15 protein-coding genes and 4 tRNA genes are annotated in these 15,089 nt (G+C 46.9%); 12 read left to right on the forward strand and 7 right to left on the reverse strand.

Annotated features, from left to right (window positions below):
* Position 1: 1 nt before the first annotated feature.
* Positions 2–1,621, reverse strand: a complete 1,620-nt coding sequence (locus tag MHM94_RS09825) for an ATP-binding protein (RefSeq protein WP_022944135.1) — start codon at positions 1,619–1,621, stop codon at positions 2–4.
* A gap of 69 nt (positions 1,622–1,690) precedes the next feature.
* On the opposite strand from MHM94_RS09825, the gene MHM94_RS09830 reads away from it, so the two are divergent.
* A complete protein-coding gene (locus tag MHM94_RS09830; RefSeq protein ID WP_045978534.1) occupies positions 1,691–2,185 on the forward strand; it encodes a DUF3293 domain-containing protein in 495 nt (164 codons plus the stop codon).
* Here MHM94_RS09830 and MHM94_RS09835 read toward each other — a convergent pair.
* Both MHM94_RS09835 and trmB read right to left on the reverse strand, forming a co-directional pair.
* The gene (locus tag MHM94_RS09835) at positions 2,148–3,194 is read right to left on the reverse strand and encodes a methyltransferase (RefSeq protein ID WP_235419848.1); all 1,047 of its coding nucleotides are present in this window, start codon (positions 3,192–3,194) and stop codon (positions 2,148–2,150) included. The genes MHM94_RS09830 and MHM94_RS09835 overlap by 38 nt on opposite strands.
* 1 nt (position 3,195) lies before the next feature.
* Positions 3,196–3,921 (reverse strand): tRNA (guanosine(46)-N7)-methyltransferase TrmB, encoded by a 726-nt coding sequence (gene trmB / locus MHM94_RS09840; protein ID WP_235419849.1) that lies wholly within the window; start codon positions 3,919–3,921, stop codon positions 3,196–3,198.
* A 109-nt stretch (positions 3,922–4,030) separates the two neighbouring features.
* Here trmB and mutY point away from each other — a divergent pair, with 109 nt between their 5' ends.
* The 6 genes from mutY (at position 4,031) to MHM94_RS09870 (ending at position 5,990) form a co-directional block, all read left to right on the forward strand.
* Entirely contained in the window at positions 4,031–5,128 is a 1,098-nt protein-coding gene (mutY, locus tag MHM94_RS09845; RefSeq protein WP_040643027.1) for an A/G-specific adenine glycosylase, read from the forward strand.
* Positions 5,129–5,184: 56 nt separating this feature from the next.
* The gene (locus MHM94_RS09850; protein WP_022944130.1) at positions 5,185–5,457 is read left to right on the forward strand and encodes an oxidative damage protection protein; all 273 of its coding nucleotides are present in this window, start codon (positions 5,185–5,187) and stop codon (positions 5,455–5,457) included.
* 117 nt (positions 5,458–5,574) lie between these two features.
* A tRNA-Phe gene (locus MHM94_RS09855) sits at positions 5,575–5,650 on the forward strand.
* Between the two features lie 57 nt (positions 5,651–5,707).
* Positions 5,708–5,783: transfer RNA gene (locus tag MHM94_RS09860), tRNA-Thr, on the forward strand.
* A gap of 7 nt (positions 5,784–5,790) precedes the next feature.
* Positions 5,791–5,866: transfer RNA gene (locus MHM94_RS09865), tRNA-Phe, on the forward strand.
* Between the two features lie 48 nt (positions 5,867–5,914).
* Positions 5,915–5,990, forward strand: a tRNA-Phe gene (locus tag MHM94_RS09870).
* A gap of 421 nt (positions 5,991–6,411) precedes the next feature.
* On the opposite strand, the gene MHM94_RS09875 is transcribed toward MHM94_RS09870, so the two are convergent.
* The 3 genes from MHM94_RS09875 to MHM94_RS09885 are packed head-to-tail and all read right to left on the reverse strand — an operon-like array spanning position 6,412 to position 8,256.
* Positions 6,412–7,098, reverse strand: a complete 687-nt coding sequence (locus tag MHM94_RS09875) for an LrgB family protein (protein WP_138507769.1) — start codon at positions 7,096–7,098, stop codon at positions 6,412–6,414.
* Positions 7,095–7,487 (reverse strand): CidA/LrgA family protein, encoded by a 393-nt coding sequence (locus MHM94_RS09880; RefSeq protein WP_022944117.1) that lies wholly within the window; start codon positions 7,485–7,487, stop codon positions 7,095–7,097. Before MHM94_RS09880 ends, MHM94_RS09875 begins: the two co-directional genes overlap by 4 nt.
* Entirely contained in the window at positions 7,459–8,256 is a 798-nt protein-coding gene (locus MHM94_RS09885) for a crotonase/enoyl-CoA hydratase family protein (protein ID WP_235419850.1), read from the reverse strand. The genes MHM94_RS09880 and MHM94_RS09885 overlap by 29 nt, the downstream gene beginning before the upstream one ends.
* Before the next feature lie 257 nt (positions 8,257–8,513).
* Here MHM94_RS09885 and MHM94_RS09890 point away from each other — a divergent pair, with 257 nt between their 5' ends.
* The 5 genes from MHM94_RS09890 (at position 8,514) to MHM94_RS09910 (ending at position 14,549) form a co-directional block, all read left to right on the forward strand.
* Complete coding sequence (locus tag MHM94_RS09890; protein ID WP_235419851.1) at positions 8,514–9,689, forward strand: efflux RND transporter periplasmic adaptor subunit; 1,176 nt, start codon at positions 8,514–8,516, stop codon at positions 9,687–9,689.
* An 11-nt stretch (positions 9,690–9,700) separates the two neighbouring features.
* A complete protein-coding gene (locus tag MHM94_RS09895; protein WP_235419852.1) occupies positions 9,701–12,817 on the forward strand; it encodes a multidrug efflux RND transporter permease subunit in 3,117 nt (1,038 codons plus the stop codon).
* A 121-nt stretch (positions 12,818–12,938) separates the two neighbouring features.
* Positions 12,939–13,253, forward strand: coding sequence for an HI1450 family dsDNA-mimic protein (locus MHM94_RS09900; RefSeq protein WP_022944113.1), 315 nt, complete (start codon positions 12,939–12,941; stop codon positions 13,251–13,253).
* A gap of 9 nt (positions 13,254–13,262) precedes the next feature.
* A complete protein-coding gene (locus MHM94_RS09905; RefSeq protein ID WP_045978550.1) occupies positions 13,263–14,075 on the forward strand; it encodes a DUF481 domain-containing protein in 813 nt (270 codons plus the stop codon).
* 33 nt (positions 14,076–14,108) lie between these two features.
* Complete coding sequence (locus MHM94_RS09910; RefSeq protein ID WP_045978551.1) at positions 14,109–14,549, forward strand: hypothetical protein; 441 nt, start codon at positions 14,109–14,111, stop codon at positions 14,547–14,549.
* 42 nt (positions 14,550–14,591) lie between these two features.
* Here MHM94_RS09910 and MHM94_RS09915 read toward each other — a convergent pair whose 3' ends face one another.
* Positions 14,592–15,080 (reverse strand): peptidylprolyl isomerase, encoded by a 489-nt coding sequence (locus MHM94_RS09915; protein ID WP_022944110.1) that lies wholly within the window; start codon positions 15,078–15,080, stop codon positions 14,592–14,594.
* Between the last annotated feature and the right edge of the window lie 9 nt (positions 15,081–15,089).

The raw sequence follows: 15,089 nt of genomic DNA on the forward strand, positions 1-15,089 counted from the left end.
ACTACTGCACCCCACTTAATGGGATCTGAACTATGAAGTGACTGCCTTGTTTATGTTCTGGAGCAAGCAGCACCTTGCCGCCAAGTGCTTGAGTTACGAGGTTGTAGACTAGGTGTAAGCCTAGACCACTGCCGCCAGAGCCTCGCTTCGTGGTCACAAAAGGATCAAAGACCCTGGGCTTTAATGTTTCGCTGATGCCGCTACCATTGTCTCGGTAGTCAATCTGTAGCTGTCCGGAGTCGGTTTGTACATCAATATCTATACGTGGATCAGGGTGATCTTTGAAGGCATGGATAAGAGAGTTACTGATAAGCTGCTGCAATATCTGTTGGATAGGCCCAGACTTTGATTGGATATGTAAATCCTCGGGGCAGTGCACGTTTATCTGCGGGCTAATGTCATCAAGGTCGGCACGCATGCTAATCATGACTTCGCCAATGAGCGCGCTTAAATTAACGTCGGTGATGCTCTCACTATCTTGGGTCACAGCGACTTTTTTAAAGCTGGCGATAAGCTCGGCTGCGCGGTTAAGGTTGCGATAAATCAACGACAGATTTTCTTCACCATCTACCAAGAAGCGCCCTAGTTGTTGCGAGGTGAGTGTTTTTTCTTCAAATGAATGGCGAATATCACCGAGCTTGTCACGCATTAATGTTGATGCAGTTATCCCCAATCCCAAAGGGGTATTGACCTCGTGAGCGACACCCGCAACCATTTGCCCTAGTGACGCCATCTTTTCATTCTCAACAATTTGATTCTGATATTGGTGCATCCGCTCTAGCGTACTGAGTAGCTCTTGGTTAGCGTCGCGCAGGGCGTCGGTGCGCAGGTTCACTTTTTCCTCAAGGCTCTGGTTTAGGGCTTCTATTTCTTTTTTATCTGTCTCATTACGCTCGATTTGCTTTTCTGTGCGCCGCAGCATGGTGTTGACACTTAGCGCCAGCTGATTGAGTTCTGCTATATTACTGCTCGGGGCGCGAACGGTGTAGTTACGGTTTTTGGCAACGTCTTGCAGTAACTGGCTCAATGTATCAATAGGGTTACCGATATGACGCTGGAAAATACGTGCTATAACATAGGCAACAACCAACACCGCTACGCTCAACATAATATCGATAATTATTTTGCGGTGCAGGTAATTCTCAATACTCTCTAAACTGGCTCGAACATACACATAGCCTATGGTGTTGTCTTGGTTGGTGATGGCCTTAATGATTTCTAAATGGCCATCTTCGACTTCCCCCTTGCCGATACTCTCGAGACGTTTGGTTTTTACTGGCACTGGTGGCGTGCGGGGAGCGTTATAACTGGCAAAAAATTCAACTTCGTCATTGAATTCATCTATACGATAAATATGAATGTTTTTTATTGCCTCTACAGCCTGAAAGGCTTGTAGGCGCTGCTCTTCGGTTTTGCTGTCGTCAAAAAGAACCGTCACTTGAGCGTTAAAAGCGGTGAGCTCAGCAAAGGTTTCTACGCGCTCTTCCAGCTGTTCTCGCTGCTCTTGAATGTCAATGTAGGTAGAAATAGTAATAGACAAAATGAGCGACAATGACGCAACAGACATGACCGCGTAGATCAATGCCTTTCTTATACTAGTTGTTGAGCCTTGAATACTCATGAGTGTGCGCGGTTCACTAATAGCTGTGTTACAACATTAAACTAGTTTAGCAAATCATTGAATAGTCGAATGTTAAAATCAGAAAAATGCATAAATAAAAGCACTTTTGTCAGCATAGATAAGGACACCTTAGCGGCCTATGAAAATCCTTACTTCTGGTTTGCTCAAAAACCTAGTTATATCGCGTCTGGGTTTATTATAACCGCTTGGAATCCGCAGGGGCTGCGCCTTGGACAAAGACAAAATCGCTTACATACGCAGCGCTTGGCTAAACGGCTCGCAGGCTTTGACCCGCACTGGGGTTTTGGCGGTAACCAAGAGATGACCTATCGCGAGCGCAGCGCCTTAGTGCGAGCACCTCGCAGCTATGGCAAGAAGCTAATGAGGGAATTTAGCCAAAATGCTATCTACCTAATAAAAGGTGGGCGACTATATTTGTATTTCTATAATGCTCAAGAAACATCGGTCAACGGGGATTGGCAGCGCCGTGTAAGCCATCTAAGACAACTGCCACGGCGTAATTATGCTATTGGTTTTGATACACCGCAAAACGCTTCGTTTTAGCAATTGTTTGGTGAGTGTTAAATTGTTGCTGTAGTTGCTCTGGGTAGGCTAAAAAGCTATTAGCGACTAGAGTAAGCGCACCGCCTTTATTCAGGTGTGCTTTCGCGCTGGCAAAAAAGCGAGCGGTGATATCATAATCGGTCTTTAGCCCGGTATGAAAGGGCGGGTTACTGACGATGATGTCAAAGCGCTCGTTGATGTTGGTTAGGCCATCGCTGAGCACAATATTGCCGTGCAGGTCATTGGCGCGCAGGGTTTGCTCACTGGCATATGCGGCTAAGGCGTTTACATCCAAGGCAATGCCTTTAATGTGGGCAAAGCGCTTCAAGCAAAAGCTGATAATAACTCCGGCGCCGCAACCAAAATCAAGTAAGGATTGGGTGTTAGTTAAATCAGGTAAGTTATCCAGTAACAACGCCGTACCATCATCCAGTTGGCCATGGTTGAATACACCCGGTAGGCTAACTATATCACAGCTCACTTGTTCACCAGCTATGCTGCGAGTAAGACAAAAGCGCTTCTCGTAGCGGCTGATATCGAACTTGGGCAGCGGGGTGATATCGCTGTATTGGTATAATTGACAATGTTTGGCAGAGTCAACCTTATGGCCATGAGCGAGGCCTTTAAGCTGTTTATCAATGGATTTTACGCCGCCTTTTTTTTCCCCCACCACCAGTAACTGCGCATCATCATTAATACAAGCACGAATATTATCTAAGGTCATTAAAGCTTCGGCTTTGGCCTTAGGATAATAGTAAATTACCAAGTCGAAGCGGTGTTTAGGAAGCTCATGAGACACCAGAGTTTGGGCCTGATGTTGCTGGGCTTGGCGTTGTGCAAAGTCGCCATTCGCTTGGTTATAAGAGAATAAATGAATATCAGCTGTTGGGTTCAGCTCACGCAGTTCACTTGCAAACCCATCACAGTTAAAATTAACCACTAAAATGGTTTGCGCGACTAACAGCTCAGGGCTGCGCAGTAGGATCTGCGACGGGTTGCTCAGTACCATATTATTTCACGCGCTCAAACATTAAATCCCAAACACCATGGCCAAGGCGATGGCCACGTTGCTCAAACTTAGTGAGTGGGCGAAAATCTGGGCGTGGTACATAGTCATTCGTGCTTGATTGGTTGCTAAAATGGCTATTGCCTTGCATTACTTCGAGCATGTGCTCAGCATAGTTTTGCCAATCTGTCGCCATATGAAAGACCCCGCCAATTTTTAGTTTGCTGCGCAGGCTTTCGACAAATTCAGGTTGCACAATGCGACGTTTGTGGTGACGTTTTTTATGCCATGGATCGGGGAAGAACAATTGCACTTTAGCTAGGCTTTCATTGCTGATACAGTCCGCTAACACTTCCACCGCATCGTGTTCAAAAACGCGCAAATTGGTAACGCCTTCGGCATCAGCGTCCATCAGGCAAGCACCTACTCCAGGGCGGTGAACTTCGATGCCGATAAAGTTTTGCTCTGGTGCGTTTTTAGCCATTTCTACGAGCGATTTACCCATACCAAAACCGATCTCAAGAACAACATCATTGTCATTGCCAAACACTTGGCTGAAATCAAGTAAGCCATTTTGGTGCTCAAGCCCCATTGTCGGCCAGCATTTCTCTAGTGCCGCTGCTTGACCTTTGGTCAGTCGGCCTTCGCGTTTTACGAAGCTGCGTACCTTACGGATATACTTTCCTTCGCGCTGTGCTTGCTCCAATGCTTGTTGCGTAGATTCACTCATGGTCTTGGCTGTCTCTGTAAAAATGGGTGCGTATTATCCCCAGTTGTAAGAGGAAGTACAAGTAAAGGGTATTGATATTTACCTGCACAATTATAGACTGAGCGCAAATATGTACAGGGGCGTTATAAAAGTAGTGGAAATAAGTAAAAGCACGCGTGATTGGTTTGCCACTCAAGTACTCGATTGGTACGACAAACATGGTCGCAAGACGCTGCCTTGGCAGCTAGAAAAAACACCCTATAAAGTTTGGGTATCAGAGATTATGCTGCAGCAAACGCAAGTTGCTACGGTGATCCCTTACTTCAACCGCTTTATGGCGCGTTTTGAGACTATTGAGGCGCTGGCTGAAGCGCCGCAAGATGAAGTACTCCATTATTGGACAGGTTTGGGGTATTACGCTCGAGCACGTAATCTACATAAAACCGCACAGTTGATCTGTGAGCAGTACCAGGGTCAGTTTCCGCACACCTTGGAAGAAGTAATGGCTCTGCCTGGGATAGGGCGCTCTACTGCGGGTGCTATTTTAAGCCTATCGCGCGGCGAGCATCATGCGATTCTCGATGGCAACGTAAAGCGGGTATTAGCGCGGTTTTTTATGATTGAGGGCTGGTATGGTGTCAAAAAAGTGGAAAATCAACTTTGGCATCTAAGCGAGCAATTAACGCCAAAGCACGGCGTCACTCAGTTTAATCAGGCGATGATGGACTTGGGAGCAAGCCTGTGCTCACGTAGTAAATATGACTGTCAGCCCTGTCCACTCAATGATAAGTGCCAAGCGCGAATCAATGACAAAGTAAACGAGTTCCCACATTCAAAACCCAAAAAGCAAGTGCCGAAGAAGCATTGCGTAATGTTTATTCCCGTTTATGAAGGGCACACCTACATGGAAAAGCGTCCCGATCAAGGTATTTGGGGAGGGCTACATTGCTTTATCGAGTTTGCGAGCCAGGACGGGGTCAAAGAGTTTATGGCAATCAATGGTATTAGCGGTAAAGAACATAGGTTAGAGCCATTTACTCATGTATTTTCACACTTTCAGTTAACTATAGAGCCTGTTGTTGTGCATTTGCACAAACCCATACAACAGCTTGCAGAGCGCGCAGTACTAACTTATTCACTAGCGCAGCAACCTGAGGTGGGGCTAGCAGCACCGACAAAGAAATTATTGAAACAGCTAAAGCAGCACCTTGCAGGTGCGAGTGTTTAAGCATTAGGTTACACTACAGAGCAATATGAATTAGATAATCGTAAATGAGGATAAACATGGCACGTACGGTATTTTGTCAGAAGCTGCAAAAAGAAGCTCCGGGACTTGCTTTTCAACTTTACCCTGGTGAAGTAGGTGAGAAGATCTTCAACAATATTTCTCAACAAGCATGGGATGAGTGGCAAAAGAAGCAGACCATGTTAATTAACGAAAAGCATCTAAATATGATGGATCCGGAGCATCGTACCTATTTAGAAGAGCAAATGGTTGGCTTTTTGTTTGAAGGTAAAGATGTAGAAATTGAAGGTTACAGACCACCTGAAAAGTAGCAACTTAGCCGGGATTTTCGCCAATAAATCTCGGTTTGCATGAAAACTGTGCAAACGGTTTGTTTATTTTAAAAAATGGTTGACTTGATACCCTAAAAACCGTTTAATACGCCGCACGCCCAGATAGCTCAGTCGGTAGAGCAGAGGATTGAAAATCCTCGTGTCGGTGGTTCGATTCCGCCTCTGGGCACCATTATTAAAGGTGTTTTTGAAAATTCAGAAGCACGTGCTTTTGCACACAGTTTTGTGTGCCTGCTTAGCTCAGTTGGTAGAGCAACTGACTTGTAATCAGTAGGTCGCCAGTTCGACTCCGGCAGCAGGCACCATTCATTTGCCCAGATAGCTCAGTCGGTAGAGCAGAGGATTGAAAATCCTCGTGTCGGTGGTTCGATTCCGCCTCTGGGCACCATTATTAAAGGTGGCGCTCAATGGGCGCCATTTTTATGAAAAAACTTTTGCCCAGATAGCTCAGTCGGTAGAGCAGAGGATTGAAAATCCTCGTGTCGGTGGTTCGATTCCGCCTCTGGGCACCACGATTTAAGAAACCCTGATCAGTATTGGTCGGGGTTTTTTTATTGCCTGCAGCATAATGCAAGGCGTAATCTCACGCTTATTAGCTCGAGTGGTTCGATGGTAAAATACATCCATGTATTTCACCGCTTTGCGGGCAATTGCCATTGCCCAAAATTGCTCCAGACAATTTTGTCCGCATCTAAGCACCACGATTTAAGAAACCCTGATCAGTAATGGTCGGGGTTTTTTATTGCCTGTAGCATAATGCAAGGCGTAATCTCACGCTTAGTAGCTAGGTTGGTTTTGACCAACCAGCCTCCTTCCTTATTAGCTTGCTTTGCTAACACCGCATTCGCCACTACATCAGTACCTAAATAACGTAAGAAAGAATTCAGGAGCCAAGAAGGTGTTGCAACCGGCCAATATCAATGCCTCAGATAGTCAAAGCGCTAAGCTGGCAAGCCAAGGGTAATAGATAGGCACTATGATAGGCGAGAGCAATGCACTTAACGCCATGGCTGCCGAGGCGTAGGCGGCGCTGGTTTCATTGTCAGCAATAGCGGTGGCCGTGCCAATGGCATGGCAAGCACCGCCGAGGGCCACGCCCTGAGCCCCCTTATGATTGATGCCAGTCAGCTTAAGCGTGTTGAAGCCAACAATAGCACCGACAATACCAATGAGAATGACCATGGATGCGGCAATACTGCTAAGCCCGCCTAACTGCTCGGTGACAAGTAAGGTGATAGGGGTAGTGACTGCAAGGCTAGCAAGGGAGGCCTGCAATTGTTCGGGTACCCTAAGCAAAGAGGTGATCACAACGGCGGTGGTGGTGGCCGTGATTATTCCGGCAGCCACAGCGATAAACATCAATAAAAGCTGTCGCCTCAACTGGTGGATTTGCTTATAAAGTGGCACTGCTAAAGCAACGACGGCCAACTCCAAAAGATAATCGAAAATTTGCGTGTGAGCGCGATACTCGTTGATGTCGATGTGCCAGGCCGACAAGATAAATGCCGAGGCGGCAATAGTGAGCAAGACGGGGTTACATAGTGGCGAGCGTACCTTGGTGTGCAGGGCTCGAAACGCTAAAAATAAGGCCACTGTCATAGGGATAGCCAAATACATCATTGCTCTTTACCCAAACGTTGCATTATCGTCCCGATGATAAACAGTCCAATCAGCGGGACGATTACTAAGCACAACAACAGTGGCAACCAATAGCGGGCGACCAATTCGACATGCTCTATAATGGCAGCGGCTGCGGGCACAAAAAACAGCGGCATATAATTAAGTAAGGGATGAGCACTGCTAGTAAGCCAATGCAGTTTAACAATGCCTAATTGCAAAGCTAAGAATAGCGCTAGCATGGCACTGAGTGGTGCTGGGAAGCTCACCGAGAAGTAGTCGCTGAGGGCATGGGCTGAGAATAGAAAAGCGCTAATTATAGCAGCACTCAACATGAATCTAGCGCTGTGTTTAATGATCTTTTTACCAGCGCCGACGCGGTTGGTACTCATCGAAGGAATCATCCTTGCGCGAAGCATTTTTAATAGCAATACGGGTATTTTTACACATCAGCAGTTTAATTTGCGAGAAAGTTTCCTTAGCCAATAGTCTACGATGGGGCTGTCGGTAAGCGCTTTGCGTTAACCGTTTGATTGCACTGATGGCATCCGGTGAACGCGCGCTAAAGGTGTTGATGATGTGTGCAGCTCGTTGCTGCAAATTGTTATCAACATAAGATACCAAGCCTAAATTGAGGGCCTGTTGCGCGGTAACAGGCTCAGCAGACATGGCAAGCTGTAAGTAATTGTCGGCACTGAGGATTCCTGGAAGCACTAAGCTTGCACCCATATCGGGGCATAACCCCCAGCGTGACTCCATGATTGCTAAGCTAGCATCCTCACTGGCGATGCGAATATCAGCACCTAAGGCTATTTGCATCCCGCCACCCCAACATCGCCCTTGTAGTAGAGCAATTACCGGGATACTTAACGACTGCCACCCCAGCACCACACGTTGGGCGAGGTTTTGGTTGCCAGGCAACGGTTTAAACAGCAATTTGCAGATATCGGTGGGTTTGCTGATCACACTTTTAACGTCTAGCCCAGTGCAAAAATCCGGCCCTTGTGCTTGAAGTATCACCGCTCGCAAATCACGCTGCTTCTTGATTTGTTTAATCACCCCATCAAGTTGTTTGAACATCTCAAAGTTCAGTGCATTACGTTTACTTTCATTAGCCAAGGTTACATAGGCGACTTGCTTAGCAGTGGTTAGTGTTATCATTATTATCTCCTCTGACCAGTATCAATTTACCTCAACATCTGATTGATGTCATGTTCCCGTTACTAGCACTTGATATACTCTGCTTGCGCAATGCACTGTACTCATTTTTAAATATCGGTATAACTTAAATACAGTGAGTTACAAAATAGTCTATATTTCTCAGGGAACTAGATTTATTTTATGTCAGTCTATTGAGCGCCTATCTGGCCATTGAAAACAACATTGCTAGCGACATAACGATTCTAAGGAGACACGCGATGCATTTATCCCCTTCGGGCCCAAAGTATTTCTATCACTCAGTTTTAGCTGGGCTCTGTTTGTTAGCCTTGGTGGGCTGCTCTGAACCGCAGCAACAAAACCAGAGCATGCCAGCGCCGGCGGTGTCTGTTTATGAAGTGGCGATGCAAGAGGTTGGTAATTATCGCGAGTTTGTCGCTCGCACCGAGGCCTTTCAGGAGGCAGATATTCGTGCTCGAGTTGAGGGTGAACTCATTGAGCGGACTTTCCGTGAGGGCGCATATGTAGAAAAAGGCCAAACGTTATTTAAAATTGACGCATCGGAATACACTGCCAGTGTGAGTGAAATTGAAGCGTCCTTAAAAAGTAATCGTGCAGCGGCCTCTCGGGCTGAGCGAGATCTCAAGCGAGGGCGTGAAATTGCCAAAGATGGGTTTATTTCTGAGGCAGACTTAGACAAATTGCAAACGAACTTAGATCAAGCCCAAGCCGCTGTTAAGTCCAGTGAAGCGGCGTTAGAAAAGGCCAAGCTGAACCTCAGTTACACCACTATCGACGCGCCATTTAGTGGCCGCATAGGTAAAGTGAGCTTTGATGTGGGCAATATCGTTAACCCACAATCCGGTGCCTTGGCACAACTAACAGATATCGACCCCATTTATGTTAGTTTTCAAGTAGAGGAATCCGATTACATCAGTTATCAACAGTCGCATCAGCAAACTAATAATAGCCCCGAAGATGTCCCTTTAGATTTAAGCCTGCGCTTACCCAATGATACTGACTTTGAACAATCGGGTACGCTGGATTTTGCCGACACTAAAATTGACCGTAGCACGGGGACGGTTGAGTTACGTGCCAAGTTTGATAACCCCAATGGCATTGTAATGCCGGGCTTGTTTGTGACCTTAGTGGTTGAGAGTCAAGATAAGCAGTCGCAAGCCTTGGTGCCCCAAGCAGCAGTGCAGGAAAATCAACAAGGCAAATTTGTCTTGGTTGTCAAAGATGACAATACAGTGGCGCAGCGCTTGGTGGATTTGGGTCGACGCATCGATGCGATGTGGGTGGTTAAATCAGGTATTGAGCAAGGCGAGCGGGTTATTGTCGAAGGCCTACAAAAAGTGCGCTCAGGGGTGGAAGTAAATCCTGTTGTTAAACAAGTCGACGCCAAAACCGGCACCATCAGTGACCAACAATAAGCGAGTCGAGGATGATCAGTAAAACTTTTATATCCAGGCCCAAACTGGCGCTGGTGATCTCCATTGTTATTACATTGGCTGGGCTTATCTCTTTGACCCAGCTGCCCGTCAATATGTATCCGCAAATCACGCCGCCGCAGGTATCGGTGACCGCGATTTACCCCGGGGCCAGCGCACAGACCATTGAAGAGACAGTTATTCGTCCCATTGAAGAGCAAATTAATGGCGTCGAAGACATGATGTACATCGAGTCCACATCCAGTAACAATGGCTCGGCAACCATCACCGTTTATTTTAATGTCGGTACAGACACCGATATGGCCCAAGTGAATGTGCAAAACAGGGTGGCGTTGGCAGAACCTAGTTTGCCTCAGGAAGTACGCCGTCAGGGGGTAACGGTTAAGAAAAAATCTAGCAACATGTTGATGGGCATAAGTTTGTACTCAGAAGACCCCAACATGGATGCTATGTTCTTAAGCAACTATGCCACTAATTATCTTACTGAGCCACTCGGGCGTATCCCTGGGGTTGCCTCTGCCGAGGTGATGGGTGAGAAAACCTATTCCATGCGTATTTGGTTACGGCCAGATAAAATGGCCTCCCTAGGAGTAACGGTTGCGGAAGTGAAGGCTGCACTGGAGGAGCAAAACACCTTGGTCGCCGCCGGTAAGCTGGGCGCCGCTCCGGCGCTACCCAACCAACAATTCGAATATGCGATTCAAGCTCAGGGGCGCCTTGTCTCTGCCGATGAGTTCGGACAAACCATTGTGCGTGCTAATTTGGACGGTAACTTTGTGCGCCTTAAAGACATCGCGCGCATAGAGCGGGGCTCAAAAAGCTATTCAGGTAGTGCTACATTCAATCAAAAAGACACCGGTTTTATTGTTATTTATCAGCTCACCGACGCCAATGCCACGGCGGTTGCTGAGCAAGTTAAAAAACGTATGGCGGAACTGTCTAAGCAGTTTCCTGATGGCCTTGAATACAAAGTGCCTTATGACACCACTGAGTTTATTAATCGCTCCATTGATGAGGTGGTTGTAACTCTTTATCAAGCGGTGGCATTGGTCATCTTGGTGGTGTTTCTATTTTTGCAAAATTGGCGTGCCACCTTGGTACCAACTGTGGCGATCCCGGTATCGCTCATTGGTACTTTTGCGGCGATGATGGCGATGGGCTACTCCATTAACCTGATTACGTTATTTGGTTTAGTACTGGCGATCGGCATTGTCGTGGATGATGCCATCATCGTGATAGAAAACGTTGAGCGCATACTCAGAGAGGACAAGCTACCCATTAAGGAAGCAGTGACCAAAGCCATGGAGCAGGTGAGCGGGCCTATTGTGGCCACAACGTTGGTGCTGTTAGCGGTATTTGTACCCGTAGGCTTTATGCCAGGGATCACCGGAGAGTTATACAAGCAATTTTCTGTCACCATTAGCTTTGCTGTACTGATTTCATCAATCAATGCCCTGACATTGAGCCCGGCGCTCTGTTGTTTGCTGTTGTCAGCTGAAAAAATGAAGCCAATAAAATGGTTACGACCTTTTGAAAACGCCATAACCCGCTCCACTAAGAGTTACACCGGTGTGGTTGGGTTTATGCTCAAACGAGCAGGGCGTATAGGTATTGTTGTGGTGGCGCTATTTGTTGCTACCGGTTGGTTTGCTACTAATGTACCTACCGGATTTGTGCCCCCAGAAGACCAAGGCTTTGTCTTCGTTGATGTGCAGTTGCCAGATGCCGCCGCGATTAATCGTACCGATGCTGTGGTAAAGAAAATCAGTGATGTGATCATGCAAGACCCAGCCACCGAAGATTTTATTGGCGTCTCCGGGTTCTCTTTACTTGGCGGTGCTGGCTCAAACAACGCGTTGGGCATTATGGTGCTCAAAGACTGGGAGCAGCGAACGGCTCCAGATATGGGCTTAAAACAGATTATTACCCGTATCCAAGGGCAGTTATGGGCCATGCCAGATGCCCAGATTATGGTCTTTAATGCACCGCCTATCCCAGGGTTGGGGAATAGTTCGGGGTTTGAGTATCGATTATTAGACTCCGAAGGTAGAGACCCAGCCGAGCTAGCGCAAGTTATGAATGGTTTGATATACGATGCCAACCAACGCCCTGAACTGCAAAATGTATTTAGTACATTCCGCGCCAATGTGCCGCAATACTTTTTAGAGGTCGATCGCAATAAAGCGAAAGCACAAGGGATCACCTTGAGCAATATCTTCTTAACCCTGCAAGCGCAGTTAGGCTCGCTCTATGTGAACGACTTTAATCAGTTTAGCCGCACTTATCAGGTCACCATTCAAGCTGAGGCGCAGTTCCGTGCTGAACCTGCTGATTTACAGCATTACTATGTACGCAATAGTGAGGGGGATATGGTCCCTCTGACGACCATAGCCACACTGAAGCCTATTCTTGGCCCTACCAGTATGAACCACTTCAATTTATATAGAAGTACCAGTATTACCGGCAGTGCTGCACCTGGTTATTCCAGTGGGGATGCCATTGCGGTCATGAAGGAGCTCTCCGCACAGCTGCCTAATGGGTATATTTTTGATTGGGCAGGGCAAACACGACAAGAAATTTTAGCGGGCGACCTCGCGCCGGTACTCTTCTCACTGGCGGTTCTCTTTGTGTTCTTGTTCTTGGTCGCGCAATACGAGAGTTGGACGATTCCGTTTGCGGTCATAGCCGCTGTACCCTTGGCTATTTTTGGGGCCATGGCTACCTTGTTTACGGTGGGAATGACGAACAATATCTACGCCCAAGTCGGCTTTGTACTGCTAATAGGTATGTCGACTAAGACAGCTATCTTGATTGTTGAGTTTGCTATGGAGCAACGCAAGGCGGGGCAGAGTATCTTTGATGCCGCGCAGATAGCCGCATCGCAGCGTTTCAGAGCGGTCTTAATGACGGCCTTGTCTTTCGTCCTAGGTGTGTTACCGCTGGTGTTGGCCAGTGGCGCTGGGGCGGCAAGTCGAGTGTCTTTAGGTGTCACAGTGATGTCAGGCATGATTGCCGCAACTGTGTTTGGTACCTTATTTGTACCCCTATTTTACACCTACATTCAGCATATGCGCGAGGGTTTTAAGAGGCGACTCGGTATTAATAGCTAAAGTATAAAGCAGTGCACTAAGAGCCGGGAATTTCCCGGCTTTTTATTGGTCGCGAGACAATGCACATTCTTATCAAGTTTTGTTATTATCGCCAGAAATAAGCATCAACGGGATCAGCACCATGTCAGGGCCGCGCCTATTCACTGAACAAGAAATAACTCATCATGCCTATGAAGTATTCTTGGAGCTTGCACCTGAGCACTTGTCCGAGCAGGATATCAACGATTTTAACGAGCATCGTGAGGCTCTGGGGTTTATAGAAGAAAGTGCGCCAAGTGAGCAATGGCAAGGGATTGTGGCGATGGAAATCGAGCCGGAGTTCTACAGCGAGGTGAGCATCGGGCTCGAGCTGGAGAATGAAGACTTGGTATTCGCACGGGTATTGATCAGCCGTGATAAAGATGCGCCATTTTGTCACGTTATTTGGAAAGAGTAAGCACTAACTATGCGTTTTATCGCTCTATTAATTGCTTGTTGGAGTGTAAGTTGTTGGGCCGTTGACCCATTTGAAGACTTTCATGAATACGGACAGTTGACGGATGCAGAAATCCACGAAATTCACCAAGGTGAAATGTTTTACGGCGATGCCGAGTTTGGCTTTATCGTGACTCGAGGTAACACCGATTCAACGAGCTTTAAGCTACGTAGCAATATTTACCAAGATTTCACCCATTGGCGTAATCAGTTCAAATTTGACTCTTTATACCGTCGTGATGTTGATGCTGAAACCGGCGAAGAAACTATTTCGGCGCAACGATTTTTTGGCTCTGCACAAACGAACTACAAAGTAGGCGAAAAAAATGCCTCGTTATTCTTTTACGCCGATTACGAGGAAGATGAATTCAGTGGTTTGGAGTACAAGGCCACAGTGGCAACCGGCTATGGTAATCGTCTCTACAAAGGGGTGAAAAACACCGTGGACTTTGACATCGGCCCAGGTCTATATCGCTCTGAGGGCAAACCCGCTGAAGAAGGTGAAGAGCCGACTGAAAGTGAAACGGGTTACTTACTGCGCTTGGCTTTACAGTGGGAGCGCACGGTCTCTAAACGTACTCGTTTTAATCAGTTTATCAGTGCTGAGCAGTCACTCTCAGGGCTGAATTCGCGGCTAAAATCAGAAACTTCTTTGATTAGCCAAATTATGGGGCAGTTATCACTTAAATTTGCTTATTTATATCGTTATAACTCCAAACCGGAAGAAGATAAGCGCAATTTCGACTCAGAATTAAGCGCCACTTTCGTCTATAGTTTCAATTAATGTTAGCGCTGCGCTGACACAAAAAGGAATAGTATGTATCAACATAAGCAAACTGCTTGGGCCATTCTCATTATTTTGTTGTGGGTGGGCGGCTTTTTGGGATTAGCCTTTTATCTTATGGAAGGGGATGGCCCGATGATGCTGTTTGCGGCCATTTTAGTGATACTGGCATTTTTATTTCATGGCTTAACAGTGCGTGTAGATGAACAGGGCGTGGAATGGTTCTTTGGCCCTGGTATCGCTAAAAAGCGACTCGCATTTGATGAGATTAAATCGGTTGCTGTTGTCAGTAACTCGTTTCGTCATGGGGTGGGCATTCGCATTACTCATGATGGCTGGGTATACAATGCCAGTGGCTTTGCTGCTGTAGCCATCGAACTGCATGACGGCACATTTTATCGCGTTGGCAGTAATGACGCTGATAATCTGGCTAAGCACATTAGTGCTCACTTACCGGCTCAGGAACAAAGCTAAAAAAAGGCGCTTAAGCGCCTTTTTTTAAAGAGTCACAGACAACTATTCGTGGTCGTGATCACATCCCCCTTCGCCGTGAACATGGCCATGGGCTAATTCATCAGCGGTGGCATCGCGTACATCTACAATTTCCACGTCAAATTTTAGGTGGACACCTGCAAGTGGGTGGTTACCGTCAACGATCACATCTTCACCTTGAATATCGACGATAATAACTGTTTGCTCACCGTCATCAGTGGTGGCGCGGAACTGCATGCCTACTTCAATATCCATACCATCGAACATTGATTTAGGTACAGCCTGCATCAATTGCTCATGACGCTCACCATAGCCATCTTCCGGCGCGATTTCGACACTCAGGGTATCACCTGCTTGTTTACCAATTAGCGCATTCTCTAAGCCTGGGATCAAAAAGCCAGTGCCAACGATAAAGACTAATGGCTCACCATCAAAGGTATTGTCGATGGTGTTATCGGCTTTGTCGACTACGCTGTAGTGCATAGTTACGACTTTCTTCTCGGCTATATTCATAACGTTTCC

Source organism: Pseudoalteromonas sp. CNAT2-18.1 (assembly GCF_022347865.1).
GTDB lineage: Bacteria > Pseudomonadota > Gammaproteobacteria > Enterobacterales > Alteromonadaceae > Pseudoalteromonas > Pseudoalteromonas ruthenica.

Coding starts and splice junctions, on each gene's coding strand:
- MHM94_RS09835 (WP_235419848.1), bottom strand. CDS start 3,194: ATGGTACTGAGCAACCCGTCGCAGATCCTACTGCGCAGCCCTGAGCTG.
- MHM94_RS09850 (WP_022944130.1), top strand. CDS start 5,185: ATGGCACGTACGGTATTTTGTCAGAAGCTGCAAAAAGAAGCTCCGGGA.
- mutY (WP_040643027.1), top strand. CDS start 4,031: ATGTACAGGGGCGTTATAAAAGTAGTGGAAATAAGTAAAAGCACGCGT.
- MHM94_RS09875 (WP_138507769.1), bottom strand. CDS start 7,098: ATGATGTATTTGGCTATCCCTATGACAGTGGCCTTATTTTTAGCGTTT.
- MHM94_RS09890 (WP_235419851.1), top strand. CDS start 8,514: ATGCATTTATCCCCTTCGGGCCCAAAGTATTTCTATCACTCAGTTTTA.
- MHM94_RS09915 (WP_022944110.1), bottom strand. CDS start 15,080: ATGAATATAGCCGAGAAGAAAGTCGTAACTATGCACTACAGCGTAGTC.
- MHM94_RS09900 (WP_022944113.1), top strand. CDS start 12,939: ATGTCAGGGCCGCGCCTATTCACTGAACAAGAAATAACTCATCATGCC.
- trmB (WP_235419849.1), bottom strand. CDS start 3,921: ATGAGTGAATCTACGCAACAAGCATTGGAGCAAGCACAGCGCGAAGGA.
- MHM94_RS09880 (WP_022944117.1), bottom strand. CDS start 7,487: ATGAGTACCAACCGCGTCGGCGCTGGTAAAAAGATCATTAAACACAGC.
- MHM94_RS09825 (WP_022944135.1), bottom strand. CDS start 1,621: ATGAGTATTCAAGGCTCAACAACTAGTATAAGAAAGGCATTGATCTAC.
- MHM94_RS09885 (WP_235419850.1), bottom strand. CDS start 8,256: ATGATAACACTAACCACTGCTAAGCAAGTCGCCTATGTAACCTTGGCT.
- MHM94_RS09910 (WP_045978551.1), top strand. CDS start 14,109: ATGTATCAACATAAGCAAACTGCTTGGGCCATTCTCATTATTTTGTTG.
- MHM94_RS09905 (WP_045978550.1), top strand. CDS start 13,263: ATGCGTTTTATCGCTCTATTAATTGCTTGTTGGAGTGTAAGTTGTTGG.
- MHM94_RS09895 (WP_235419852.1), top strand. CDS start 9,701: ATGATCAGTAAAACTTTTATATCCAGGCCCAAACTGGCGCTGGTGATC.
- MHM94_RS09830 (WP_045978534.1), top strand. CDS start 1,691: ATGTTAAAATCAGAAAAATGCATAAATAAAAGCACTTTTGTCAGCATA.